Annotated in this window: 26 protein-coding genes; 16 read left to right on the forward strand and 10 right to left on the reverse strand. The window is 51.1% G+C overall.

Annotation, left to right across the window (positions count from 1 at the left end; genetic code table 11):
- Together WC980_07210 and WC980_07215 are read left to right on the forward strand one after the other, a co-directional pair.
- A complete protein-coding gene (locus tag WC980_07210; protein ID MFA5794837.1) occupies positions 1-3,015 on the forward strand; it encodes a PQQ-binding-like beta-propeller repeat protein in 3,015 nt (1,004 codons plus the stop codon).
- A gap of 7 nt (positions 3,016-3,022) precedes the next feature.
- Positions 3,023-3,979 carry a nucleotidyltransferase family protein gene (locus WC980_07215; protein MFA5794838.1) on the forward strand — a complete coding sequence of 319 codons (957 nt, stop codon included), beginning with the start codon at positions 3,023-3,025 and terminating at the stop codon, positions 3,977-3,979.
- On the opposite strand, the gene WC980_07220 is transcribed toward WC980_07215, so the two are convergent.
- Genes WC980_07220 through WC980_07250 form a run of 7 tightly spaced genes read right to left on the reverse strand, consistent with a single transcriptional unit; the run spans position 3,967 to position 8,265 of the window.
- Positions 3,967-4,971, reverse strand: coding sequence for a radical SAM protein (locus tag WC980_07220; GenBank protein MFA5794839.1), 1,005 nt, complete (start codon positions 4,969-4,971; stop codon positions 3,967-3,969). The two genes, WC980_07215 and WC980_07220, sit on opposite strands and share 13 nt — an antisense overlap.
- Before the next feature lie 2 nt (positions 4,972-4,973).
- A complete protein-coding gene (locus WC980_07225) occupies positions 4,974-5,246 on the reverse strand; it encodes a PqqD family protein (protein MFA5794840.1) in 273 nt (90 codons plus the stop codon).
- Between the two features lie 5 nt (positions 5,247-5,251).
- Complete coding sequence (locus WC980_07230) at positions 5,252-5,653, reverse strand: S24/S26 family peptidase (protein ID MFA5794841.1); 402 nt, start codon at positions 5,651-5,653, stop codon at positions 5,252-5,254.
- Positions 5,637-6,452 carry a hypothetical protein gene (locus WC980_07235; GenBank protein ID MFA5794842.1) on the reverse strand — a complete coding sequence of 272 codons (816 nt, stop codon included), beginning with the start codon at positions 6,450-6,452 and terminating at the stop codon, positions 5,637-5,639. The genes WC980_07230 and WC980_07235 overlap by 17 nt, the downstream gene beginning before the upstream one ends.
- A gap of 51 nt (positions 6,453-6,503) precedes the next feature.
- Positions 6,504-6,650: a hypothetical protein gene (locus WC980_07240; protein MFA5794843.1), complete on the reverse strand. Its 147-nt coding sequence runs from the start codon at positions 6,648-6,650 to the stop codon at positions 6,504-6,506.
- A gap of 13 nt (positions 6,651-6,663) precedes the next feature.
- A complete protein-coding gene (locus tag WC980_07245; GenBank protein MFA5794844.1) occupies positions 6,664-7,302 on the reverse strand; it encodes a HEAT repeat domain-containing protein in 639 nt (212 codons plus the stop codon).
- A 9-nt stretch (positions 7,303-7,311) separates the two neighbouring features.
- Positions 7,312-8,265, reverse strand: coding sequence for a DUF3187 family protein (locus tag WC980_07250; protein ID MFA5794845.1), 954 nt, complete (start codon positions 8,263-8,265; stop codon positions 7,312-7,314).
- Positions 8,266-8,394: 129 nt separating this feature from the next.
- On the opposite strand from WC980_07250, the gene WC980_07255 reads away from it, so the two are divergent.
- The 12 genes from WC980_07255 to WC980_07310 all read left to right on the forward strand — a co-directional run bounded on the left by WC980_07255 (position 8,395) and on the right by WC980_07310 (position 21,175).
- Positions 8,395-9,492: a hypothetical protein gene (locus WC980_07255; GenBank protein MFA5794846.1), complete on the forward strand. Its 1,098-nt coding sequence runs from the start codon at positions 8,395-8,397 to the stop codon at positions 9,490-9,492.
- A 73-nt stretch (positions 9,493-9,565) separates the two neighbouring features.
- Positions 9,566-10,321 carry an SDR family oxidoreductase gene (locus WC980_07260; GenBank protein ID MFA5794847.1) on the forward strand — a complete coding sequence of 252 codons (756 nt, stop codon included), beginning with the start codon at positions 9,566-9,568 and terminating at the stop codon, positions 10,319-10,321.
- Positions 10,322-10,383: 62 nt separating this feature from the next.
- Entirely contained in the window at positions 10,384-10,719 is a 336-nt protein-coding gene (locus tag WC980_07265) for an SCP2 sterol-binding domain-containing protein (protein MFA5794848.1), read from the forward strand.
- A gap of 88 nt (positions 10,720-10,807) precedes the next feature.
- Positions 10,808-11,890 (forward strand): hydroxymethylglutaryl-CoA synthase, encoded by a 1,083-nt coding sequence (locus WC980_07270; protein MFA5794849.1) that lies wholly within the window; start codon positions 10,808-10,810, stop codon positions 11,888-11,890.
- A gap of 186 nt (positions 11,891-12,076) precedes the next feature.
- Positions 12,077-12,760, forward strand: a complete 684-nt coding sequence (locus WC980_07275) for a hypothetical protein (protein MFA5794850.1) — start codon at positions 12,077-12,079, stop codon at positions 12,758-12,760.
- A 148-nt stretch (positions 12,761-12,908) separates the two neighbouring features.
- Positions 12,909-13,355, forward strand: coding sequence for an arginine repressor (gene argR / locus WC980_07280; protein ID MFA5794851.1), 447 nt, complete (start codon positions 12,909-12,911; stop codon positions 13,353-13,355).
- Positions 13,356-13,379: 24 nt separating this feature from the next.
- Positions 13,380-14,639: an argininosuccinate synthase gene (locus tag WC980_07285; GenBank protein MFA5794852.1), complete on the forward strand. Its 1,260-nt coding sequence runs from the start codon at positions 13,380-13,382 to the stop codon at positions 14,637-14,639.
- 15 nt (positions 14,640-14,654) lie between these two features.
- Positions 14,655-16,025 (forward strand): argininosuccinate lyase, encoded by a 1,371-nt coding sequence (gene argH / locus WC980_07290; protein MFA5794853.1) that lies wholly within the window; start codon positions 14,655-14,657, stop codon positions 16,023-16,025.
- 54 nt (positions 16,026-16,079) lie between these two features.
- A complete protein-coding gene (locus WC980_07295) occupies positions 16,080-17,570 on the forward strand; it encodes an aspartate aminotransferase family protein (protein ID MFA5794854.1) in 1,491 nt (496 codons plus the stop codon).
- A 215-nt stretch (positions 17,571-17,785) separates the two neighbouring features.
- On the forward strand, positions 17,786-18,385 hold the full coding sequence (locus WC980_07300; protein MFA5794855.1) for a type IV toxin-antitoxin system AbiEi family antitoxin domain-containing protein: 600 nt from the start codon (positions 17,786-17,788) through the stop codon (positions 18,383-18,385).
- Between the two features lie 8 nt (positions 18,386-18,393).
- Positions 18,394-19,323, forward strand: a complete 930-nt coding sequence (locus WC980_07305) for a nucleotidyl transferase AbiEii/AbiGii toxin family protein (protein MFA5794856.1) — start codon at positions 18,394-18,396, stop codon at positions 19,321-19,323.
- A gap of 808 nt (positions 19,324-20,131) precedes the next feature.
- Positions 20,132-21,175: a hypothetical protein gene (locus WC980_07310; protein MFA5794857.1), complete on the forward strand. Its 1,044-nt coding sequence runs from the start codon at positions 20,132-20,134 to the stop codon at positions 21,173-21,175.
- 42 nt (positions 21,176-21,217) lie between these two features.
- Here the strand turns inward: WC980_07310 and WC980_07315 are convergent, their stop codons facing one another.
- From WC980_07315 to WC980_07325, 3 genes are all read right to left on the reverse strand, one after another.
- Entirely contained in the window at positions 21,218-21,649 is a 432-nt protein-coding gene (locus WC980_07315; protein MFA5794858.1) for a hypothetical protein, read from the reverse strand.
- A 72-nt stretch (positions 21,650-21,721) separates the two neighbouring features.
- Complete coding sequence (locus tag WC980_07320; GenBank protein ID MFA5794859.1) at positions 21,722-22,186, reverse strand: 2,4-diacetylphloroglucinol biosynthesis protein; 465 nt, start codon at positions 22,184-22,186, stop codon at positions 21,722-21,724.
- Between the two features lie 89 nt (positions 22,187-22,275).
- The gene (locus tag WC980_07325) at positions 22,276-23,472 is read right to left on the reverse strand and encodes a thiolase family protein (GenBank protein ID MFA5794860.1); all 1,197 of its coding nucleotides are present in this window, start codon (positions 23,470-23,472) and stop codon (positions 22,276-22,278) included.
- Positions 23,473-23,824: 352 nt separating this feature from the next.
- Between WC980_07325 and WC980_07330 the strand changes: the two genes are divergently transcribed.
- Both WC980_07330 and WC980_07335 read left to right on the forward strand, forming a co-directional pair.
- Positions 23,825-26,548, forward strand: coding sequence for a carboxypeptidase regulatory-like domain-containing protein (locus WC980_07330; GenBank protein MFA5794861.1), 2,724 nt, complete (start codon positions 23,825-23,827; stop codon positions 26,546-26,548).
- 76 nt (positions 26,549-26,624) lie between these two features.
- A partial coding sequence (locus tag WC980_07335) for a hypothetical protein (GenBank protein ID MFA5794862.1) occupies positions 26,625-26,899 on the forward strand: 275 nt, incomplete at its 3' end.

The raw sequence follows: 26,899 nt of genomic DNA on the forward strand, positions 1-26,899 counted from the left end.
ATGTTTTATCGATTGATAATTGTGTTTATCCTTTGCATTCTTGCGGTGGGCGTCTGGGCCGAGGATTGGACGTCGTTGGGTAATGATGCCGGTCGCAGTCGGATAAATACCGCTGAAGTATTATCGGACAGTTTTAGTCCGAGCTGGCAATACAGTATCAGTCCGACCATAGTTGCTTCGCCGGCGATTTCCGACGGATTTGTGGTATTTGCCGACCGTAACGGTTACATCAGGGCGCTGAAAGAATCAGACGGGTCTGACATCTGGGCATTCAATACGGGCAGTGAAATTGTTGCTTCGCCGGCTATCTCGGCCGGACGGGTTTATGCCCCGGCCGCTGATGGTAAGATATACTGTTTGAGGCTGAGCGACGGAGTGTTGATATGGGACTATGCCTCAGGCGGTACGGAAATATCATCGCCTAACATATCAAATAATGTTTTGTTCATGGGGTCGGGATTTCCCAATCACCGCGTTATCGCGCTTGATATTCTTGCCGCTCAGCCACAACTGCTTTGGCAGGCAGCAGTAGAGCAGATTGTTTATTCCTCGCCGGCCATATCGGGTATTGCAATAATTATCGGTTGTGATAGCGGGCGGTATTATGCTTTTGATAAAGTTCTGGGCGCTGAGATATGGAACTATAACACCGGCGGTGGAGTATTGTTATCATCGCCTTTAGTTGAGGGGAATTCCGTATATCTATTGCCCGGTGGAGCGAATACCAAATTTTATAGGATTGATATGGATTCGACGCTCTGGCCGGGCGCCAACTGGGATATAACGCTGACCGACCCTAACCAGCCGGTCGGTGCTATTTTGGGGACGAATCTGGCTACGTCATCGCTGGTCAAGGCCGGTGATTATATCGGGTTTATTGTCAGGTTTGATTATTCGATGGACACTAATGCCGACACCCTGGCAGACCAGTATGTACTTAACGAGTATGCCGTAACGGTTAATCCCGCAACCAAAACAGTCAAGTGGCAGATAGCCACGGGCAGTTTTAATACTGCTAATCAGAATAATATTCCGCCATTCGGGCTTTGTCCCAGCCCGGCCGCATTCAGGACGGCTTCGGGATACTTGCTGGCTGTGGCATCATCGCTGGCTTCGCAATTGAGGATTGTTGATACGGCCAACGGCAGCGTGCTTCGGGCTTACGCGCTGGATGACTCTACCCAGTCGTCGCCGGCCGTATCCAACAGCCGTATATTTGTTGCTACTAAGAACGGGTCGGTCTATGCTTTACAGAATGATGTTAACCACGCGCCTGCACCGCCGATAGCAGGTTTTTCTCCGGCTAACGGAGTGACCATCTACACTGCGGCTACCGGTACTAATGTTACTATCTCCTGGAATGATGCTTCGGATACGGAAAGCACACCGTCCGTGCTGAGTTATCTTATCCGGATAGATGATGACGGAGAGGTGATAGAGAATTATGATTATAGTTCTTTGATAACTGCCGGTAATACTTCCTGGGTGGTTACACTGTTGGCCAATCAATCAGGTATTGAATATACTTATAGCCTAAGGGTAATTGACCCGTTGGTGGCTTATTCCGAATGGTCCAGCCCGCAATCATTCCTGGTACAACAGGATATCACGCCTCCGGATTCGCCGTCTAATCTCAGGGCTAGCTCTAGTAATGGTTGTGTCGACCTTTACTGGAACGCGTCCGAAAGCGCTGATGCGCAGGGATATTTGATGGCATATCAGCCGGCCGGCGGAGTTTTTGGGACACCTCTGTTCATCGGTGACGTGACGAATTATCAGGTCACAGGTCTGACCAATGGGGTTGTTTATACATTCAGGGTCTGGACTGAGGATTATACCGATTGGCTTAGTACCCCGGTGGAAATATCTGCTGCACCCAACTATATGGTTTTTATGAATGGTTTGGCATATACGACCATTGCTGATGTTCTAACCGTGGCCCAGAGTGGAGACGTCATAACACTGGGTGCCAATACATTTGTTCTGCCGGCAACATTGTATATAAAAGAAGGCGTAAGCCTCAAAGGTCTGTCTCCGCACCAAACCATACTGGATGCGTCTAATATAGATACGGCCATACAATTAACAGGGTTGAATTCCGGGAATAAAGGAAATATATCTGATCTGATGATTTACTGGGCTTATACAGGCATTGATGCCGCTGGCGGCTATCAGGTCTCTGTCAAGAATACAGTTATTAAGGAATGCGCCTATGGTGTTTATGGCAACGATACTTCAACCATTGATATCGTTAACAATACGCTGGTGTCTAATACTTGTATGGGTATATACGTGTCCGGTGCTGCGATAATACGTAATAATATTATTTTGAATAATCCTGAGGGCATATGTTGGTGGGGCAGCCAGTCTGATACGGCCAAGCTGGTTATTTCGTATAACGATGTTTATGGCAATAACACCGATTATGTTAATTGCGCCGCGGGCACAGGCGATATTTCAGCGGCTGTTGTTTTCGTGGATGAGTTTAACAATAGTTATTGCGAAGTGGTTGATTCGGTTACTATAGATACCGGCGATCCGGCTGATGACTGGTCAAATGAGCCGGAGCCCAACGGTGGGCGGATTAATATGGGTGCTTACGGTAATACTATTTCTGCTACCACCAGCAGCAATATTGCCGGCATAATCGGCGGTTCGGAGACCGGCAGTTCCGGGCCGAAGACCAAATGCTTCATTGCCACGGCCGCTTATGGCTCGCCTATTGCGCCGACCGTGTGTATATTAAGGCAGTTCCGCGACGAATACCTCCTGACTAACCGGCCGGGCAATTGGTTTGTCAGCCGATATTACCATTACAGCCCGCCTCTGGCTGATTATATCAGCCGGCACGATTGGGCCAAACGGCTGACCCAAGTTGCGCTTGCAGCGCCGGTGGGTTATTCCTGGTTTATGGTTACAGCCGGTGGCGTTGTGAAAATATTAGTTTGTATATTATTGATAGGAGTCGGAGCTCTCATTCTCCGGTTTCGCTATAAACGGCTGCATGGTTGTTAATTTGTTCATGCCAGTATTAAAACCGTTCCCTGAACAAGAACGCAATTGGGTAGTGGCCCGCAACGTCATTATTTACCGGGAATTGGAAAAGATACTGCCTGCTCTTGACAGGTCCGGGCTGAAAGCCATAGTTTTATCCGGCGCCGCGCTGGCGGCGACAGTTTACCCGGATATGAGTTACCGGCCCATGTCGGATATTGATTTACTGGTCAAAGCCTCCGATTTATCAGCCGTGGGAAAAGAACTGGCCAGTTTTGATTATAAGCTTGAAATAAGTCGGGATAATGAAAGTCATTACCGAAAACAAATCCATAATTTCACCCTGCACGTGGATGTGCATACCAGTCTGCCTTATTTAAGCAATAGTGATTTAGATGATACTATGGCCCAGGCCCGGCAGGTTAAGCTGAACGGAATTGATGCGTTGGTGCTTGGTCCCGAAGATGCAATCATATATGCCGGATTTGACGCCGTGGTTGGGCATGCCCGGATAACACAGACGGTACTGAGCGACATAGCTATGATTATCTGCTCCCAGGAAATCGCTGCCGGAAAATTCGACTGGCCGGAATTAATTAAGCGCATGAAACAATACCGGCTTGAAGCCGTTTTGTATTTTGTGCTATCGGAGGTCATCCGCCAGAAATATGCTGTTATCCCAACTGAGGCTTTCAATGCTATAAAACCTGTTGGTAAAAAATCCTGGGAATTAATGCTCTATCGGTACCTGATTAAACACCGGAGCGATAATGACGATGTCGCGCCTGTGCTTCGGGCGCTTGCCCGGCCGGGCAGGATGGGGATTCTAAGCGAATCATTCTTGCCTCCGGCTGATTTTATGCAGCGGAGGTATAATGTATCGCCGATGATTTCGTATGTGTATTACCCGTTTCGTTTCCTGAGCCACCTCTGGCGGGTCAGCCGGCTGATTTTTCAGGTGTTAAGGCGGGCTTATCTTGATTGACTGGTTATCAGGGCGTGCCGGCATGTCTCGGATGATGCGCTTAAGATATCGCCATTTTCCACAAAGGCCAATCCCGGGCATCGGCGGCAATAAACCTTGTTAGCACAGTTTTTGCAGGCGTCGACGCGGCTATTTGAATATTGGCGTATTTCTTGGAATAGCTTTGAATTGTCCCAGATATCTTTGAAAGATTGTTTCATGATATTACCGGCCGATATTGGCAGCTGGATGCAGGGATAAACATCGCCGTAGGCGTTGATGGCACAGTGCGACTTGCCCAGTGAGCACCCGGCATTATCATTCGTTTCCGGACCGGCAGGCATATTTGCATATTCCTTGCGGTAGATTTCACTCAGCTCGTTATCGGACAGCCTGCATTCAAGAGGGTTCTTGTCTCCGTTGTCGCAGGGCGTTATTAACGGGTCCATGTCGTATGGTATGGCCAGTTGGCTGGATATTTTTATCATAGATTCATATTCCGTTATATTATCCCGCATCATGATAAATTTGAGCCTGGGGTTTAAGCGGTATTTCTTAAGTAATTCTATCGCGCTTATGGTTTGTTTAAATGAGCTATCCTTGCCTGTAATTCGGTCATGTGTTTCGGGACAAGCACCATAAATGCTTAAGGATACGTCCATTATATTCAGCTTTGATAATTGAGCCACAATGTGGTTGTTTATGAGTGTGCCGTTCGTGGCGATGTGAATGGCCAGATTGGATTTGTGGGCCTTGCGGCAGATATCCAGGAAATCCTGGCGGACCAACGGCTCCCCGCCGCTTATTAATAGATAAAGGCACCCGGAGTTTCTCAGCTCGTCGATAACGTTTAGTATTTTTTCTGTGGGCATTTCCGGACGACAGTCAGATTTTATCTGGTAACAATGCTTGCACCTGAGATTGCACTGCCTGGTTATTTCTAGATGGGCCGACAACGGTATCAGAGATTTCTCGGCTTTTTCAATGATGGTTTCTAGGATAGATTTTAGCATAATTAGTCTAATCTGACCAACCCTTTTTGCGACATGTCTTCCAGAAATTTGATTGCATCCGCCCGGATAATTTGGATGTCAGCTTCGTATTCTTCAGCCAATAGTGTGATTAATTCCTGGAAGGTCTTTTTTTTATCCAGGAGCTCCCAGATGCGTGATCCCAGGTCGTTAAGTTGGTGCATCATCCGCTCTTTAGTGTCGACGATAACCGTAGTGTCTTCTATTTTCTGGAAGGGGTGATCGGCGATTCGTTCGATTATCTGGTTTTGGTTCATTTATGTTACCGGCCTCTCAATAAATACCAGGGGATAAGGTATATAGAAATAATTAATTTAAATAAGTTTGCCCAATTATTCTTGAGCGTAATCTTCTGTCCGTTTCTTAACAGGTACGTCGCTCTTCCGGAGAACTCGGCATCCCGGCCGATACGCAAACAATCAAAGGATGAAATACCGTCGCCTTTGAGCATTATCAGTCGGGCTGTCCGCCAGAGCAATCTGTGGACACAGAATCGGTGCTCTGAATTTGCCAGGTTGGCAATAACGACATCGCCCGGTATCGCCTTTGACAGAAGGCAGTTCTCGGTTAGCACATAGTCACCCGACTGCAGGAAAGGCTTCATGCTGGTGCCGGTTATTTCCAGCGCATGCGGATGATTAAGATTATCAGGCGATGACCGCATTTTTGTTTCCTATCAAATCCATGATTGATTCGAAATTTGTATCTTTTGCCAGCCGGATATTAAACCCGGGCAGGATTTCGGCGCATTGTTTAGCCAGGCTTAACAGCTGGTTAACCTGGTTGGTGTTCGTTCCGAAAAACAGAATCAGCCGGAGCATGTTTTTTAGGTTATTTTTGGTGCTCAGCTTTTGGGTCGAGATGGTTTTAGCTTTGCGCAGAAAATATATGCCCTGAAGCGGGCAGTTTATGGGGTTGCCTCCTTTTTGGAATTCGCCCCAGAACGGCGTTCCCATTATTTGGCATCCGTTCGGAGTTAGCTGCACTCCGACTAATTCATCGCTTAAGGTGTTATCCCGCCCGGCCTTTCTGGCCAGGGTGGTTTTGCCGCTGCTCGATTTACCCGGGAAAAGTAATCCTTCTCCTTTATGAATCAGTCCGCAGGCATGGATCAGGAAACCATTTCTTTCCAGCAGTAATTGGGTCCATAATACCCGTAATAATGTGTCAAGCGTATAGATGTTCTCCTGGATACTTGCCTTGCCTGACCATAAATTATCCTTTTTGCACAGGATTGTTTCGTAGGCGTGTCCTTTGATATTAAGCTTATTATTAGAAGATGTAACTTCAGGTTTAGGGACGAGTGGTAAATTCTTATTGTTGCTTACACTGATGTCTATATATACTGCCGGCAGATTGGATATTGAGTTGTTAATGAACTCTTGGTAACGGTCTTTAACGGCATTCCAGAATAATGGGCTACATGTTAATGTAATCTTGGTTTCAATATTACATATGTCCAAACTGAAGGTATACATTTTAATAATGACCGGATAGACTATTCGAACAACTACTTATGACGTTTTTAAGGCTCTGCTGCATCCGGCGGTTTGAGGCTTGGTTTTACCGCAAGCTAGGGCGTTGCCTTCGAATATTTTTTCGGTTTGCACTTTAGGCGCTTGGTATTTCTTTTTGGGGGCGTTCGGTTTATTTTTCTCCATGGTAAATCTCCTTTTATTTGGGATTATTCGAATTAAGGCGGTTAAGGGTTTCTTTTGCCTGAGTGCGGATGTTCTCCGATTTATCATCTGTTGATGCCTTTTCAATGGCCGCTAATGCATCCGCACCGCCCAGGTTTCCCAGCGACCAGACCGCATTGGTCCTGACGAACTCGCTGGAATCGTTCCGGAGCAGGTTTATAAACAGCGGCATCAGGTCGGTCCGGCGCATCCGGCCCAGTGACCTGACGGCAAAGGCTCTGACCCGCTCATTATCGTCGTCTAGAGCCAGTTCATTTAGGAAGGGAATGGCTTCCGCGCCCATGCCGTTGATGGTTATGCTCAACTGTTCGATATTAGCCGGATTTTTAATGATGATTGCCTGCCGCCAGGATTTGAATAATTGCTCCGGTTTTTGTGCAGGTTTCGGGGAAATATTGTTCGGGGCGGGCGTTTCCGCGGTTACCGGAGAAACATTCTTATTTAACGAAACTGTTGGTTCTGCGGAATGAGCCGTGCTTATTACCGGGATATTGGCCGGTTCGGCAGATGTTTTTGGCGGTTGAAACGGTTTATTATTATGGAATAATGTAAATCCGATGACCATTCCGGCGCCTGCAATAATTATTACGGCCAATATGATTTTCGGTTTCATAATAAGCGTTTAAAAAGCCGTGCCGACGCTGAACATAAGAATAAGTCCGGACGAACTGTCATTCAGTCCGAAGCCGAGACTGCCTTCGGTGAATAAAAGCCCGTCTTCGCTGTAGCGCATACCCGTATGGATGGTCAGGGGATTCGCCTTCAACGGTTTTATGGAATCGTAAGCTGTGGTGTTGCCCTGAATCTGGGCGATTATCGCGGTATCTTCCAGCATCAGCCAGCTGACGCCTGCTCCGTAGAAGAATAGATTGTCAATATTGACATTATGGCTGAATACGTTTTCGGTGCCGGTGATGGTATAGCCAACCTGATAATGCACCCGGGTAGCTTCATCTATCTGGTAAGTGCCCAGATAAGCCGCGGCCAGGTCAATCCCGCCGGAGCTGAGCAGGTCCTTCTTATCGGCCACAGGCATTTTTAGCGATACCTTGAGCGCATTGGCGGAAAGTTGTTGGGCTGAACCCAATTCCGGTTCGGTCAGATTATACTTGATGCCTATAATCATATCGCTGGGTCCGATGCCCCGGTTGCCGGCAAGGTAAGAAACACTATTTTTGGACAGCACTAAATTATGTGCGTCCTCAAATAAAGCGCCGCCGGTAATCGTAACTCGGGCTTCGATTTCTTCCGATACCCCGTAGCGGATATCCAGGAATCCTTCGATCAGCCGGGCGTCGTAATCAACCAGCCAGTCGGGACTCTGTTTACTGAATTGGGAGTTATCATAGTTCAGTCCCGCAGAAATATATCCCCGGTCCGGCTCGATTAACCGGGCTGATTCCAGCGCCGGGACTAAAACCAGCGAATGGAAAAGGTTATTGCCGCTGGTCATCATCGGACCCATCCGGATAGATTCCGGAACCGACATCGGTTCGACAGACTCGGGATTGTTTATCACCTCCTGAGCTGATAAAGACAGGGGAATGAATATTAAAACGATAAGTAATAACCGCATATGATAAGATTATGATAGAAATTATCTAATGTCAATATATTTTGTCCTGAGCAGTGCATAAAAAGTCTTAAAAATCTTGCCAAATTAGTTAAGGGTGATAACAATAGCGGTTCTCGAAAGGGATAAAATATGAACTATCCGGAATATCATTCTCACAAGTGGGCCAAGAACTTTAAGGAATCAGTCCAGCGGGCGCTCAAGGTCAACGAGCTGTCCAAGGCCGGCAAAGCCGACCAGGCCAGGGAAGAACTGAAGCTTCTTTACCAAGGCGATTTCAAGGACGAAAAGAGGATATTCCCCGGACTCAAGGTCATGGCGCCTTATTGGAAGGCCGAGGACTCGATGATGCGCTGCCGGTTCGAGGCCATGGCCGAACACGCCACACTGCCGGACCTGGCCAAGGATAAGGAATTCAACGATAACGTTAAGAAGTTCTACCAGGACTTCATCGACGATGTGCGCGGACTGATTAAACGCGACAATTTGCTGGACGAAAAATACCTTAACGAAGTGACCAAAAACTATCCGCCCCGGATGTCCGATGACTGGGCCGATCAGCTTAAGAAACTAATGACTGAAACTGAATCGGCCATTAGCTCCGGCAAGATGGATAGCACACTTCTGGAACGCTGGCTGGCTTTTTGCCTGAACGGCGTGATTGCCTATAACTTCGGCTTGATCAAGCAGGCCGTTCTGGCCGGGCTGACCATCAAGAAATCCGGCGAGGCCGGCATCAAGGAACTGGTGGACAAATCGCGCGATGATTACGGCTGGCGGGTGAGCAAGGCATTTTTCGTGGAAGTATTCCCGGCCGTCAATATCACCGACGTGACCGACCTCCAGGTCATCGGCCGCTACGGCATGTTCGCCGACCAGGACCTGATTACCAAAGAGATCCTGCCGCCGGCAGACAAGAAAGATAAAGAGCCCAAGGTTAAGACCACCGAGTTTCTCAACTGCCAGGAATACAGCATCTTTGATACGGTTTTGAAAAAGATGAACGCTCCGGTCAAGCATTCGGGCGTGGCCATGTGTGCCTATTGCGAGGAACACGGCAAAAAGAACACCCAGATATTCGTTCCGCCCAGCATGAAACCGGTGGTCCGGATGCTCCAGACCCTGGCCCTGGGCGATAAGTCCTGCATATTCGAAACCAAACTGTTCCCGGGCGACGATATGGAACGTTTCCTGGCCGCCCAGGGTAAAGTATTCGGGAGTGAATTTTAGTACACGGATTAAACAGATTTAACGGATAATCAGTTGAACCTGCTAAATCCGCTTACAGAAAGAGGGCATAATTATGAGACTGAAAGACAAAGTGGCCATCATCACCGGCGCGGCTTCGGGCATCGGCGCGGCTTCGGCCGAGCTTTTCGCTAAGGAAGGCGCCAAGGTTACCGTGGCCGATTACAACTTCAAGGGCGCACAGGAAGTCGCTGACAAAATCAATAAACAATATAAAGGCCAGGCCATTGCTGTCAAGGTCGATATCACCAAGAACGATGAGATAGACAAAATGGTCGAAGCCACCTCCAAGGCGTTTGGCACGGTTGATATTCTGGTCAACAACGCCGGCATCAACGATTTTATTCCCTTCCCGGTGCTCCAGGAAGAGGACGTGGCCAAGATAATGGATGTCAATTTCACGGGCGCGTTTCGTTGCATCAAGGCGGTTCTGCCTTTCATGACCGAAAAGATGTACGGCAAGATTATCAACGTCACTTCGGTCATGTCGGTCATCGCCGGCAAGGGCCAGAACGCTTATAACGCTTCCAAAGGCGCGTTGAAGATGCTCACCCAGGGCATGGCTTACGATCTGGGCTGTTACGGCATCAACGTCAACGCCGTCGGGCCGGGCATGGTCCGGACCACGCTGACCAAAAACCTGTTTGCTAACCCGGACCGGGTCAAGTGGTTCGAGGATAAGATACCGCTCGGACGGCTGGGCGTGCCCGAGGAAATTGCTCCGGCCATACTATTTTTGGCTTCGGATGAATCAAAATATATGACCGGCCAGACCATATTCGTGGACGGAGGAATGATAGCGACCAGATAGATATGAATTATCCCGCACCCTTGCCTTTGCGGCAAGAGCGGTATTGAAAAGAGGAGGAATTTATGGCGACTGTAAAAGAATTGGTTGAAGGACTGCCCGGAATGTTTAACTCAGCCCGGGCCAAGGGTTATAACCGCAACATCATGCTCAACATCACCGGCGCCGAAGCCGGAATGTGGTGGCTGGAAATCAAGAACCAGCAGTGCACCGTTCATCCGGGCAAGATGGAAAACGCCAAGCTGATTCTGGAGATGGAAAGCGGCGATTTCATAGGTTATTTCACCGGCAAAATCCAGCCGATGGACCTGGTCCGTTCCAAGAAGATGAAATTCACCGGCCCGATGACCGAAGGCATCGCCTTCAACGCCATCTGGAATATTCCGGTTGTTCCGCAATAAGAAGTAACCGCAGATTAAGTAGATGAAGCGGATAAATAAATCAGCCCAATCCGCAAAATTCGCGGTTCCATTATTAGAAAGTTAAAATATGGAAACTGGTATCGTTAGTTACGGCACGCATATACCCAAGCACCGGATAGACGTCCGGGAAATCTACCGGGTCTGGCGCAACGTCACGCCGGAGATGTTCGACAAGATGTCATTCAGCGAGCGGGTAGTGCTCATGCCCGACGAGGATTCCATTTCCATCGCCGTCAACGCGGCCCAGCTGGCCCTGGATCGGTCCGGTCTCAAGCGCGAGCAAATCGGTGGGCTGTTCTTCGGCTCCGGCACCAACCCCTACGCCACCAAACCGGCCGCCACGGTGGTTCAGGACGCGCTCGGGCTCAGGTCCGACATAATCGCTTACGATATCCAGTTCAGCGGAAAATCCGGCACCTCGGCTATTATCACGGCCGCGGCGTTTGTCGCCTCGGGCGCCTGTGATTACGCCATTGCCATCGGTGCCGATACGCTTAACCGCCACTTCCCGCCCGGCACCCAGATGGAATACTCCGCTTCGGCCGGCGCCTTTGCCTGCATCGTTGGCAAGGACAACCTTATCGCCAAGCTGGAAGGCTGGTCATCGCACTGCGCCGATTTGGCCGATTACTTCCGGACCGAAGGCGAGCGCTATATCCAATTGGGCGGTGGCTGGATAGGCTACGTCTCGGCCTGGGGATTGCTGGAACACATAGTTCCGGCCGGACAGAACCTCTTTAAGAAACTCAAACTTACGCCCAAGGACTTCAACCACGTGGCAATACATCAGGCCAACGGCATCCAGCCGATGATGGCAGCCGGGAAATTAGGCTTGGATATGTTCGCGGTGATGCAGGGCGTTATGACGCCGTCATTGGGCGATACCGGCTCAGCCGGAACCTTGATTCCGCTGGCCCATATCCTGGACAACGCCGGCCCGGACGAACGCGTCCTTGTAGCCGCATATGGCTCAGGCGCCGGCAGCGATTGCCTGTCCTTCAAGACCACGGCCGGCATAGAAGCCAAACGCCCCAAAAAGGACCTGGTCATGGAGCAGATAGACGACAAGCTAATGGTCGACTACGCCACCGCGTCCAAGTACGAGAACAAACTCGTCCGCTCCCCGATGATGCTGACGAATTATCTGTAAGTCGCGGGATACGCGATTCGTGATACGTGTATCCCGTATCTTTCTCCGTAACACCTTTGCTATCAATTCGTGCTACTATTCCTTGACTTCCTTCCGGGTTCCGTGTATTATCTCTCCGTTTGGAAAATTGGGTTATTAGTAATTGTTTCGGATTTAGGATTTAGACATTCGGATTTATTAGTGATTATGGAACATCCTTTCTGGCCCGCGGTGGGGATTATTTTTGTCCTGTTCGGATTGGCCCATGTGGTCTTAAGCCGCATCTACCGGATAGGCGCACGAGCCACCGTGCTGGCCGGCATTGCCTGCGGCATCATAGTCATCGGCCTGATGTATTACGGCATCAGCACGACAGACAGCTATTATGCCGGGCTGGCCGGCATCGTCGCCGGTATCGTTATGTGGTCATTGTTCGGCGAGATAGCCGAAACACTCAAAGCCAAATTCAGCGTCAACACCCACATTGAGGTCGGCTACGGCCAACTGCCTATCCTGGTACTGGCCGGTGTCATTTGGGTATTCATTATCAAGGCCGGCGCCATTACCCATCCGGCCGTGTTCCAGTTCCTGATGACCTTTTACGCCATCTGGCTGGGCCACGTCATTCTGCTGAGCCTGTATTACAATCCCTTGCTCGGTCCGGCCCTGCCCGGTCACGACCACGACGGTCCGACGGTCTGGAGCGGTCCGCGCTGGGTATTCACCGCGCTGACCCTGGGCATCTATACCGGTGTCATCGGGTTAATGTGCTTCGGCAACATTGGCGGATACCATACCACCGTCCAGTTGAGCGCCGCGCTCTGGTTCGTCCTGATGGCCTGGAGTTTCGTAGAAGTGGCCAAAAAAGCCTTCCATCTGAAGCTCTGGTAATATCCCGGCGCAGCCGGAAAGCATCGGATACGCAAATCATACTTGATAGCCCATAAAAATCATATTTTTCTTGACTAATACTTTTCTAATTGTATAAATATGCAGAAATTATGAATAAATATTCAGTAGTTGGAACGGAGGATTTTGTATGAAAGAAAAGTCAGCCCGGCAATCGAAGATTGCACAGATAATCAAAGAGCAATCCATCGGCACCCAGGATGAGTTATTGAAATACCTGAAGCAGAAGGGCACCCGGGTTACCCAGGCCACCCTGTCGCGGGATATCAAGGAGATGGGTGTGCTTCAGGTGCCCGGTACGTCAGGACGGCATTACCAGCTGAATCCGGGAGCAACCGGACCGGCGACCCGGGCCGAGCTGACCCGTCGCTTCGGCGGCTATTTAACTGATATCAAATCCGCCGGCAACCTGATCGTGGTCAAGACACTGCCCGGCGAGGCATCAGGCACGGCCCGGCTGGTTGACGGGCTGAACCTGCCGGAGGTCCTGGGCACGATTGCCGGTGACGATACGTTTTTGATAATAGTCAAGGACAAGCAATCGCTCAAGAAAGTGCTGGAGAAAATAAAAACATAACCAATTATTGAAAAGGAGATTAAGATGAGCAAGGGAAAAATAGTATTGGCATATTCGGGTGGTTTGGACACCTCGGTGGCCATCAAATGGTTGCAGTCCAAATACGACGCCGATGTCATCACGCTGATTGTCGATGTCGGGCAGGGCGGCGACCTGGAAAAGGTCCGGGCCAAGGCGCTCAAAATCGGAGCCATCAAATCTATCATGATAGACGCCCGGGAAGAGTTTATTAGGAAGTACATCACGCCGGCGCTCAAGGCCAACGCGGCCTATGACGACAACTATTTCCTGATGACGGCGCTTTCCAGGCCGCTCATCGCCAAACTGCTGGTCAAGATAGCCGTCCAGGAGAACGCCACGGCTGTGGCGCACGGTTGCACCGGCAAGGGCAATGACCAGGTCCGGTTCGACGTCTCGGTCCGGACCATCAACCCCAGGCTTAAAATTATCGCTCCGGCCCGGGAATGGGATTTCACCCGGTCCTCGGCCATAGAATACGCCCAGGCCAACGATATCCCGTTGGACGGGATTATCAAGACCAAGACCTACAGCATTGACCAGAACCTCTGGGGCAGAAGCATCGAGTGCGGCGTGCTGGAGGACGCCTGGATGGAGCCGCCCGAGGATGCGTACGAGCTGACCAGCTCGCCGGCCGTGGCGCCGGATATGCCGGCTTACATTAACATAGACTTCGAGAAGGGCGTGCCGATTGCACTGGACAACCAGGTGACTTATCCGCTGGACCTGATTAACCAGCTTAATACCGTTGCCGGCGCCAACAGCGTCGGCCGGGTGGACCATATCGAAAACCGGTTGGTGGGCATCAAGTCCAGGGAGGTCTATGAATGCCCGGCCGCCACGGTGCTCTACGCGGCGCATAAAGCGCTGGAGGCGATGGTCCTGACTCGGGAACTGGCTCACTTTAAAAAGGGCATCGAGCAGAAATACGCGGAGCAGGTTTATTACGGTTTGTGGTTCTCGCCCCTGAAGCAGGCGCTGGACGCCTTTATCGAAAGCACCCAGCAGACCGTGACCGGCAAGGTCAAGGTCAAGCTCTTCAAAGGCAACTGCACCGTGGTAGGCAGACAATCGCCTTTCTCGCTTTATGACCATAAACTGGCCACTTATGAGGTCGGCGACACGTTCAACCACAAGGCGGCCGAAGGGTTCATCCAGCTATGGGGCCTGGACCTGCAGACCTACGGCAAGGTGATGAAGAAAGCCATTCACCCGTTGCATCGGTCCGTGGTTGAAACCGAGATGAACTGTCCAACATTAGTATAACTTTCGCGGTGAATTATGAGTAAAACATTGTGGTATCAGACCAAGAAGAAACTGAAACATCCGCTGGTGGAGCAGTTCCAGAGCTCCTACGCGGTTGACCGTCATTTGGCGCAGGAGGACATCGCCGGCAGTATCGCCTACGCGTCGGCCCTCAAGGGCGTGGGCGTTCTTTCCGGCAAAGAGGCGCTGAGCATCCGCAAGAACCTGGCCCGGCTGAAATCGCGGATGGGCGGCAAGAAACTGTCGGTCGAGGATATCCATACGGCCGTGGAAGTCAAGTTGACCGGGCTGATGGGCGCCGGCGCCATGAAACTGCATACCGGCCGGAGCCGGAACGAGCAGGTGGCGCTGGACGAGCGGCTCTATCTCAAGAAAGAGATAGGGTTGATTCAGAAAGCGGTAACCGGGTTACAGTCGGCGCTGGTCAAGTCGGCGCAGAAATACATCGGCGTGGTTATGCCCGGCTACACGCACCTACAGCAGGCACAGCCCATTCTGTTTTCTTACTACCTGATGAGCTGGTTCTTCGCGCTGGAGCGTGATAAAGGCCGGCTGGCCGATTGCCATAAACGGCTGGATGTTTGTCCGCTCGGCTCAGGCGCGCTGGCCGGCAACGCCTACAGGATTAACCGGCATAAATTGGCCCGGCAGTTGGGGTTCGGCGGCGTTTCCGATAACGCGCTGGACGCGGTCAGCGACCGTGATTTTATGCTGGAGACGCTTTCCGGCGGCGCCATACTGATGACGCACCTGAGCCGGTTGTGCGAAGACCTGATTATCTGGTCGTCAGCCGAGTTCGGGTTCGTCGAACTGGCCGAAGGCCTGGCCACCTCGAGCTCACTGATGCCGCAGAAGCACAACCCCGACGCCCTGGAACTTGTCAGGGGCAAGACCGGTCGGGTCTGCGGCAACCTGGTCAGCCTGTTGACCGTGATGAAAGGCCTGCCCACCGGCTACAACAAGGATATGCAGGAGGACAAAGAACCGGTTTTTGATACGGTGCGCACAGCCAAAGAATGCCTGCAGATATTGGCTCTGGCCGTCAATACCATGCGGATATTCCCGGCCCGGATGAATGAAGACATCAACAGCTTCATATACGCCACTGACCTGGCTGATTACCTGGTCAAGCAGGGGGTGCCGTTCCGGCAGAGCCATACCATAATCAGCAAACTCGTTCATTATGCCCTCAGCCAGGAACAACCGTTGATGTCGCTGAAACTGGCCAAGTTCAAAAGATTCTCGCGGCTCTTCGAGGATGATGTCTATAAGATATTCAATCCCATAAAGTCGGTGGAATCGAAGGACAGTTACGGCGGGACATCCACGAACGCGGTCAATAAGCAAATAACAACAGCTATTAAGCTGTTGAGTTTTAAGAGTTAAAAGGGTTTATAGAGTTTTAGAGTTGTCAGACAGACTATAAAAAAGGAGTATAAAATGGGAAACGCATTATACAACGCGCTGGTCAGTGACAGGAAACAACATCCCGAGCGGATTAATGCCACGGTCGGCCGGGTCAGGGAGGCGCTGGGTATCGTCTGTCCGGCAAAGGCGGACGTGATATGCGATAAACATCTCAAGAACGCCGTAAAAGGCCGTAACGGCATCTCGGTCCTGACCGATAAGCTTGCCTTTAAATTAGCCCGGGCGCTGGCTAAGGAGCTGTCCGGCTCGGAGGCAAAGAGATTCGCCGCGCTCATCAACGACTCCGAAATCTCCACGCAGGAAGCGATAGATCTGCACGAAAAGTATAAGATACCGGTTTCCCACCTGGAAAAAGACCTGGTTTTTTGCCGGGCCCAGGGCGCCTGGCTCTACGACACACTGGGTAACAAGTATCTGGATATGGATTCCAACTACAGCGCCACCAACCTGGGCAACGAGAACGGGGAAATAGCCATCGGGCTTATGAACCAGGCGCGCCAGTTAATCGCCACCAAGGAAGACCGGGTGCATATCCCACGGGCGCGGTTCCTGCAGGTGATTCAGCCCATGTTCCCCAAGGAGCTGACCCAGTTCTACTGGCAGAACTCCGGCGGCGAGGCGGTAGACAAATCGCTCAAGATGGCCAAGGCCTATACCAAGCAGAAAGGCGTGATAGCGCTGAAGAACGGGTTCCACGGCCGGACCCACGGCGCGGTGGCGGTTACATATAACATCAAATACCGGGCGCCGTTCTTCCTGGACCAGCAGGATTGGGTCTATTTCGTCGAGCCCAACGACGATGAGGCCATTGCCAAACTGATGAAGCAGGGTCGGGCTAAGATTGTGATTATGGAACCGGTCCAGAGCGAAGAAGCCGGTGTCAGGCCGCTCAAGCCGGGGTTTGTCAAAAAGGTCCGGGCGCTCTGCGATAAATACAACGGCGCGCTCATCTGCGACGAGGTCCAGACCGGGTTCGGCCGCTGCGCCGCCCGGCCCGGCCAGTGGTGGGCATCACAGGCATACGGCGTGGTGCCGGACATTATGGCAATAGGTAAGTCGTTCGGCGGCGGGTATCCGGTCACGGCAGTGGTGACCAATTCTAAGGTCAGCGCCGCGATGAAGCCCGGTTACGACGGTTCTACTTTCGGCGGTAATCCTATGGCCATGGTCGCCGCCTATATCGCCACCCGGCAGATGGTCGAAAAAGACATTACATCCAACGTCGTGGCCCGGTCAAAACAGTTCCGGTCCGGGCTGGAAAAGCTGAAAAAGCAATTCCCGGGATTAATCGGCGACATACGCGGCATAGGATTGATGATAGGGTTTGACCTGCCGTCGAAAGAGGCGGTGGCGGAATTGCAGTCGCATCTCAAGGATAACGGCGTGCACTCGTCGCTGTCCACGGGCAATGCCGTGCGGCTGTTGCCGCCGCTGATTATCTCCACGAAAGAGGCGGCATTCACGCTCAAGGCCATAGCCAATGGGCTGGGTCGTATCGGTTGATAATCCTCCGGCGCGCGCTGGTCGAGATACCCAGGAATATTTGGCGGAAGGAAAGTTGTAGCGGCGCGGGCTAAAAAGAGAATCGTTCCCAATATTGTATTTTATTGACACAATTGATGTGAGGATATATGCTTGGATAAAACAGTTTACACTTATTGCGAAGTGTATACGGTTCTAGCCATCGGTAGCGAACGAAGTAAATCTAAAGATTGTTTATGAACAAGAGTGACGTTATAACAAAACTATTTAAAGTTAATAAGGGTTTTGCCCGAACCAGCGACATCCTAAAAACAGGCGTTCACCCGCGGGATATCAAAACAATGCTTGATAAAGGTCAGATAACCCGGGTAAAACGAGGCATTTATCGCTCCGCTGAGATAGATATAATTTCTCACCAAGGGTTTATTGACCTGAAGCGGGCAGCTCCCGGCGGTGTAATTTGCCTGCTTTCCGCGCTTGCTTATTTTGAACTGACTACATTTAATCCGTCTGTAATATCAATGGCGCTGTCCAGAGGAATGCGGCGTCCTAAAGTCATTTACCCGCCGGTCGAATTTTATTACTTTTCCGCCAGGCAATTTGATGCGGGCATTCGGGAAATAAAAATCGGCTCGGATAAGGTCAGGATATACTGCCCGGAAAAGACGATTTGCGACTGTTTCCGCTACCGTAATAAACTGGGGCTGGATACGGTTAAGGAAGGGCTGGCCGAATATCTCAAACGCCATGACCGTAATCTGGAAGAACTTCTGAAATACGCCCAAATCTGCCGGGTAAAACCGCTGGTCCAGACATGGCTTAACGTCATGGTGTAAAAGTACAAATGAAAAAGGCGATTATAAATAGAGCAGGTTCTATTAAAGCCAAATTGCTGAATCTGGCGCGAGTGGAGAAGATTGACTTTGACGCCTTACTCTTGCGGTATTTCCAGGAAAGGTTTTTGTACCGGATTACCATTTCTAAGTTTAACCGCCATTTTGTTTTAAAAGGCGGCTTGTTTTTAATCTATCTCAATATCCCCAAATCCAGGGCGACTAAGGATATGGATTTTCTGGGCGTTGGATTGAAAAATACTCCGGCAGACATCAAAAGAGTTTTTGCTGAGATTGCGGATATATCCTGTGACGACGGGGTTAAATTTGACTCGCAATCCATCAGCTCAGAAGAAATAAAGCCTGATACCGAATATCCCGGCATAAGACTAAAAATAAATGCCTATCTCGGGAAAGCCCGCAAACGATTGCAATTGGATACCGGATTTGGCGATGCTATCTGGCCCAAATCTAACCAGATGGTATTCCCGACTATCGCCGGAGGCGAGCCCCCGAAAATAAAGGTTTATTCGTTAGAAAGCGTTATCTCAGAAAAGTTTGAGGCAATGGTTAAACTGGCAATGGCAAATAGCCGGATGAAGGATTTCTACGATGTTTATATTCTTGCCTCTAACCATAGTTTCCAGGGCAAGATACTTCAAAAGGCAGTAGGAATGACTTTCCGGAGAAGAAAAACCCCGCTTCCCGATGATCCTTTGGTTTTTCGCGCGGAATTTTATGCCGATAAATCAAGACAGCAGCAATGGATTGCCTTTTTACGCAAGGCGCGTTTGGATAATGCCCCACGGGAATTCAAGAATGTAATGAGAAGAATAACTCTTTTTCTTAAGCCGGCGGTATTTTCTATACTAAATAAAAATGATTTAAATAAAGTGTGGAATGCAAAAACAGGCCGTTGGGCTTTTCCACGCATGCGCTAATCTAAAGATATATGGTTAGCGAATATTCTGAACAGGAATTAACCGAGCAGACGGCAATCGAGGTATTCAGGTCGCTGGGTCGTATCGGTTGATAATCCTCCGGTGCGCGCTGGTTGTAGACCCGTGACACACACCTGATTTTATAACCCGCCTGCCAGACTCATTTCTGGCCGCTGTTTTTAGTAAATAGGTAAGCGGAGGTAAGCGGGACAGACCAGAGCTACTGCCTCCTGCCCCTAGACCCTGAGGGGTCTTGGGACAAGAACCCTCACGGGTAAGGACATATTTTGCAACCGTTGGTTTATCTATATTATAGGAAATAGTTTTCGAAAAATCATTTTTTTTGACCTGCCCTTTGGCGGGGTGCGAGCCTTGGTATGACGGGGTTCCGATAGCCTTCTACCGGAATACCAGGAACCCACTACCGCCGTACCGGAAATCCATTAGGGCTGTGCCCGGAGCCCATCAGTACCGTACCGGGAGCCCATCAGTGCCGTACCGGGAGCCCATCAGTGCCGTACCGGGAATCCATCAGGGCTGTACCGGAAGCCCATTAGGGCCGTACCCGGAACCCGACAGGGTTGGGCCGGGAGCCCATTAGGGTTGTACCCGGAACCCGGCAGGGCTGGGCCGGGAGCCCATTAGGGCCGTACCCGGAACCCGGCAGGGCTAGGCCAGGAACCCATCAGGGCCGTACCGGGAACCCTAGACCGGAGGGTCAGGAATCCCCTCGCACGTCCCCCTATACCCTATCCCCCCATACCCCCACCTCCCCACTGTTTTTTGCGGTATAACTATATGTAAAACAATGAGTTATAAAATGGGTAAATCAGATGACGTCCAATTTCTGGATTTTGGATACAAAATATTGCCTAAATACGCGGTTACCTTTATAATAACATTTATTATGAGAAATAGGGAACGGGTTTTTGTGTTAAAGGTGCAGGTGCCGGAGATAAGCGATGCCCATGCCCGGCAGGTTACCCAGCGCTGGCAGTCTGCCTGTGACCGGGCGGCCGATGGTATTAATAAGGCACGCCGGGCCGTGGTGGGCAACCGGCGCCAGTTCCGGGACAAGATTGCCCGTCAGCTTATCAAGTATTTCCCCTATTATCATCCGGCGTTAGAGGGGTATTATCGCGACAAAGGCCTTTCCCGACAAGGACTCATCATCGCCTATCGGAAAAAAGTGCTCCGGTCGGCGCCAAAATATCTGTCCAAGTTAAACCGGATGTTCAGGCGGATGGGCGGGATTAAGGCGAAGGAATACAAAAATTGCATCAAGGAAACAGCTTCTCTCTATCAGAAATCAGCTATGCAATCTGTTTTTCCCTTGACCTTATCAGAACCGCCCGGAAAGAGCCTGGTCTCATTGGCCACAATGGCGCTGGCTAATATGCCGGCGTTGCATAAACAATACCTAAAACCAGGAGATAAGATAAACGGCCGGCCAATCCGGATATGCCTGCCGGATAAGATAGCCGACTTCAAAAAGGCGTTAAATAACCAACTGATGAAAAGCGGTTCGGCGATATTGCAGGAGAGGGCGCAATTAAAATGGTGGCTGAATGCCCTGGCATCAGTCGCGAATAAACCATCCAGCCGCAAGGGCGGCTGCGGCGGATTCTATTACGCGGGAATAAGAAAAGCCAGCCGCCGGCTTGATGAAAAACTCAAGCAGGCAAATAAAGGCCTTAACGGGCTGGCGGAAAAATATCGCCCGGCCGATGTCGCGCCGTTTAGGCCGGGCGGGGCGTCTCATATTGATTTCATGCTGAATAAAATGACTGTTCCCATAACCGAAGAATATAAGATGGACCTGTCTTTGGAAATTCAGGTGACGTTCACATAGTTATCAAGACCTGTAACAGTGAGGGATGCTTTTTATGGTTGATTATTCCGGCTGGTTTTTGCGGAATTTGTCCCGGAATTTGAGCCAGGCGAGCATTACCCGCATCACGAACATTATGAAGCGCGGGTTGGTCATCAGCCTGCGTTTGAGGTTGATGAACTTGGCTACCAGGAACAGCAGGATGATGCCGGTAATGATGGACCCGAGCACGGGCCTTACATATATGAACAACGGTGTGCCTATAGCTAGCAGTATCAGACCCAGATACCTGAATATTTTCCCGCCTGACCAGGCCAGTCGGGCAGGAAGCCATACCGGCGCTTTAGGCCAGATGATGTTAATGCCGTAATATATCACCAGCCCTGAGAACCCGCCGGTGAACAGGGCCTGGTAGAGGAGTTGGTATCGGAGATATAATACTGCAAAGGCAATCAGGTGGGCCGTGAAGATGATGAGTAAGATTATGTTTTTCATTTATGGTACGCAGATAAACGCAGATTGACAGGATAATAATCTGTGTGCCGAAGGCCTGCGCAAATCAGCGTCCTATTTCTCCACTACGAACTTATACCCGTACATCCAGTTGCCGGTGTCTTCGCGTTTGTGTTTGCGGAAGGTCATCCTGACCCGGGTGCCGGGGGTTTTGCCGGACCGGGGCTTGACGTCGCCTTCGGGCGCGTCCATCACCTCGGATATCACGTGTATGCCGTCGTCCAGTTTAATCATGCATATCTGGCGGGGGGCCAGTTCTCCGTAGCCCATGGCCGGATAGCCCATTACCTCGGACTGCAGGGAAACCACCTCGCCGGTCCGGGCGCATTCGTAGTCCTCCATGGTATTCATGGCGTGGCACTTGGGGCAGGGCATGCCGGTCCGGGGCGGGAACCATTTCTCGCTGCAGGCCTTGCACTTGGTGCCCTGGAGCCGGTAACGGCCGTGACGTTCGCGCCAGGTCTTGATGGTGCCGTAACTTTCCAGGCGGGGGATGACTTCGGTGAATTCGGTATTCATAGTTTGCTCCTTAATCTTGCCACAGAGGTCACGGAGAATTAATTGTTATTTTTCAGCACTCTGTGTGCTCTGCGTCTCCGTGGCTAATTTTACTCCTTGCGTAATACGCCAACCACGTCTAGCGAATGGTGCGTGCCGTAGGCGTGGGCGACTGTTACCTTGGGGTTCTTGACCTGGCGTTCGCCGGCCTTGCCGGTGAGCTGGAGCCAGTTTTCGTGTATCTTGGACTGGAAATCGCCGCCGGCCGATGAGTGGGCGAAGGCGATGGCGCCGCCGTCGGTGTTGGTCGGGCATTTGCCGTCCACGGCGGTGTTGCCGGCCAGGACGTAGTTGCCGCCTTCGCCGGGCGGGCAGATGCCCAGCCATTCCATGGCCATTATGCCGTCGTAGAGCGACAGGTCGTGCACCTGGGCGATGTCGATGTCCTTGGCGGTGATGCCGGCGATTTCGTAGGCCTCTTTGGCGGCCACCTTGATGGCCGGCTGGTCGGCCAGGTCCATATTGCTAAAGACGCCCTGGGCGTCGTTAAAGTTGAACATATTGCCGATGTAGACCGGCCGGTGGGCGTAAGAGACATTAATGTAAATGGGCGGCAGTCCCAGCTCCTTGGCCTTGGCTTCGCTGACCATCACCAGGCAGGTGGCCATATTGCGTCCGGTGGCGGTGCGCATGCGGTAGCCGGCCGGAGTGGGGTCGTTGAGCTCTTCGTCGGTCGGCATCGGGCCGGAGTTATGCAGGGCCATTGGGTTACGGCGGCCGTACCAGTGGCACTGTTGCGACCAGCGGGCGGCCGCTTTGTTGTCGTAGCCGTATTTGAGCTTGTAATATTCGCCGCGCAGTGCGCCGTAGTTTTCGTGGGTGAAGCCGAGCATATGGTCGTAGTCGCACCAGTTGCCGATCGGGCCCATGGCGTCGCGGAAGTCAAAATTGTCGGGCTTGTTCACGCCCAGGACGATGCCGACGTCGTAACGTCCGGTAGCGATGTAGTTCCAGATGACATCGGCGCAGATGCCGCCGGCCGGACAGGCCTGGGAGATGGAGATGAACGGAATCGGGCTCATACCAAGCGCGTCGGCGATGACGCAGCCCAAGGCGCCTTCGGTGATGTTGCGCTCGTTGTAGGAGATGGCGCCGATCTGGACGTCCTTGATGGTCAGCTTAGCCGCCTTGAGGGCTTCCATAGTGACATTGGTCAGGTATTGCCGGTAGGACATACCCAGCACGGCCCGTTCCGGGGGCGAACAGGCGCCGCTGGCCAGGACTACTTTGGGGAATTGTTTCTTCATAATAAACTCCTTTATTCACCACAAAGGACACAAAGTTTCCTATTAAGGTTTTTGTTCCTTTACATTAAAAGGGCGAAGTATATCGGGGGACGCGCCGGAAGTCAAGGTTTTGATAACTTCGGGATGGTTTCAATAGTTAAACTGGGCGGGTCATATTACGGGATGGTTAATATAATTCCGGAATTCGCTATTTTTATCTTGACAAATTTGGGTTAATAGGTAAAGTGCAATAAAAATGCTAACCAGCAATATAACTTAATCAGTTTTGCAAACTCACCCACAAATGTTATTTGTGGCATGGGTTTGCAGAACAAAATCCCCTGATGTGATATCGGGGAGAGGAGTATCGGATATGGCAAGAAACTGGATGAGATGGATGGGGCTGTTCCTGCTTTTAGGAACGGTGGTAATCCTGAGCCAAGGCGGATGCCTTGATATGAGTAGCAAAACAAGTGATAACACCGGCGATAGCGGCGGTGGGACGAACTATAGTTATTACATCTCCGGCCGGGTGCTATCCAACAGCGGTCCGCTCCAGAATGTGGTAATGACCATGGGCGGCGCCATGTCCAACAGCACCAGCACGGATATGAACGGCAATTACACCTTCCTGGTCAACAACGGAAATTACATTATTACCCCCAGCCTGTCCGGCTATTCATTCAGCCCGGGCAGCATGGCTTTGTCCATAAACGGCTCCAACTGGAGCGGCGTGAATTTTACGGCCAGCACATCGGCCGGCGGTTCGACCTATACCATTTCCGGTAACATTTCAGGCGGCGTCGGTTCCGGCGCGACGGTTATGTTAAACGGCCCGTCCAGCGCCAGCACCATGACTGATGGTATCGGCAACTACACATTCCCCGGACTGGTCAACGGTAACTATACGATTTCGGCCAGCAAGCCGGGATTTACGATTACTCCGAACAGCCAGAATGTAAGCGTTAGCAGCGCCAACCGGACCGGCATTAATTTTACCGGCTCGACTTACGGCGGCACGACCTATACCATCAGTGGCCGGGTAGTCACCAACACATCAGCCGGCGTAGGCGATGTGATGATGACCCTGAACGGTTCGATGTACCTGACCATAAACACCAATCCGGATGGTTACTTTACATTCTTTAACGTTCAGAACGGTTCTTACACCCTGACCCCGAACAAGATGGATTACTATTTTGCTCCCTCGAGCATTTCCCTGTTTGTCAATAACTCCAATATGGTAAACCAGGACTTCACGGCGACGCAGGCAGTGGCCAACACCTATGGTATTTACGGCCAGCTGAATGGCGATGGAAACGTAGTCGGCAACCAGACGGTTAACCTGTCCGGCACGACTTCCAGGAGCACGGTAACGGATTTCTCGGGTTTTTACAGCTTCGAAGGCCTGACCAACGGCACTTACACGGTTGATCCGGCGGTTACCACGGTGCCGGATAATAGGAGCGTAACTATTAACAATGCCGATTCCTACGGCAACAATTTTGACGTGGCCACGACCTTCAGCATTTCAGGCAACATTACCTACAGCGGTTTCCAGCAGGGTGTGATGTTTGTTTTCGTGGTATGGGATAACAGCGGCCTCGATACGACTGAGTGGGGCACTGCGATTGCCTGGATGGGTCCGCCGCAGGCTACCCGTTCATACACTGTAAGAGGCGTTAGGTCCGGCAACTACAAGATATTTGCCATGCTCGACACCTCCATTGGCAACTTTAATGCCAGGGCTAATGCCAACGACCCGTCCGGCGTTTCCGGTTCGATAGCACTCAATGCTAATTATATCAACGCGAACGTGACCGTGGCTGACGCGGGCGCAGTCACAGCCGCGGCTCCGACTAATGTTATGGCCATCCCGGGCGCCGGCGGATTCATGCTGTTCTGGGATACGCCAGTGATTAGCGACACGGAAGCAGCTTCAGCCTATAATATTTATTACGGTACGAATCCGGCCATTACGCCAACGGTGCCGTCCAGTTACAGCACTAAGGTTCAAGTGCCGGCCAAGGATGATGCCCATTACTTTAAGGGCGGATTAACCGATGCGACAGACTATTACTTTGTGTTGGAATCAGTATCCAATAGTGTAACAAGTTCGCCCACGACCGTGATATCAACCACCATCGGCGCACAGACCGGCGGATACACTGTTTCCGGTACAGTGACCCTGCCGACAGGCGATCCGGGTATTGTCGGTAAGTGGCTGTATGTCGGGGCATATGCCGAAGATAAGAACAATCTGACCATATATACCAGCGGTTATCAGATTCCGGCTGGACCTCCGGCCACGATAGATTACAGCATTCCCGGCGTAGTCAACGGGGCATACATGCTCTTTATGGTTATTGATATGAATGGTGATGGCGTGATTAACAGCAACGATTACCAAAACACCAATGGCGGGAATATGGATATGGTAATGGTTAACAACGCCAGTCTGACCAAAAACGTCACTGTCCCGAGTTCCAAGGTTGTGGCGTATGTCCAGACCAACCATCACCGGGATATGGATTACGGCGACAATTACAGCGTTAATGTAAGCGTAGTGGATGGCAAGTGCACGCCGATTACCGTGACACTGCTTTCCGGACCGAACGTCTTTGGCCCGACAGACCTGGCCAAGGAGTGGGAATTCCGGAGCTGGATAGATTTCCGCTCAGCCCGTCCGAACATAGGCGATACCTATACGTTGGATGTAGGGTTTGCCAACGTGACGAGCGAGACGGTTACCGCTTCGGTTACAGGCGTAATTGATAATTTTGCCGGCAGTTTGAATGTAACATCCGGCGTGACGCCGACATTCAGCTGGGCCGCGCCGACCTCCGCGCCAGCCGTGTATAGTTACCGTATCCGGGTTGAGGAGGAGTTTACAGACGGATATGGCTGGACCTGGAGCAACTATGTTTGGGAGACGTGGGACAATTTGCCCAGCACCCAGACATCAATAGTGTTCAATGATGATACCAGGGCTTCTATATCAGCGCTGGTCAGCGGGCACACATATAGGTGGTCTATCGCTGTTCAGGATTCAGCTACCGGTAACAGTTCGAACATAACAACCAGGTTTGTCAGATAACCAGGTTGGATTAAAGTAAAAAGGGGGCCTTCGGGCCCCCTTTTTTATTTAGGGACACTTCGAGAAAAGCGAGTTAGTGTCCCTTATCCTGGTATCGCCAAAGGCGATACTTAGGATTAGACACTTCGAGAAAAGCGAGTTAGTGTCCCTTATCCTGGTATCGCCAAAGGCGATACTTAGGATTAGACACTTCGAGAAAAGCGAGTTAGTGTCCCTTATTCTGGTATCGCCAAAGGCGATACTTAGGATTAGACACTTCGAGAAAAGCGAGTTAGTGTCCCTTATTCTGGTATCGCCAAAGGCGATACTTAGGATTAGACACTTCGAGAAAAGCGAGTTAGTGTCCCTTAT

The organism is Candidatus Brocadiia bacterium, assembly GCA_041658285.1.
Lineage (GTDB): Bacteria > Planctomycetota > MHYJ01 > JACQXL01 > JACQXL01 > JBBAAP01.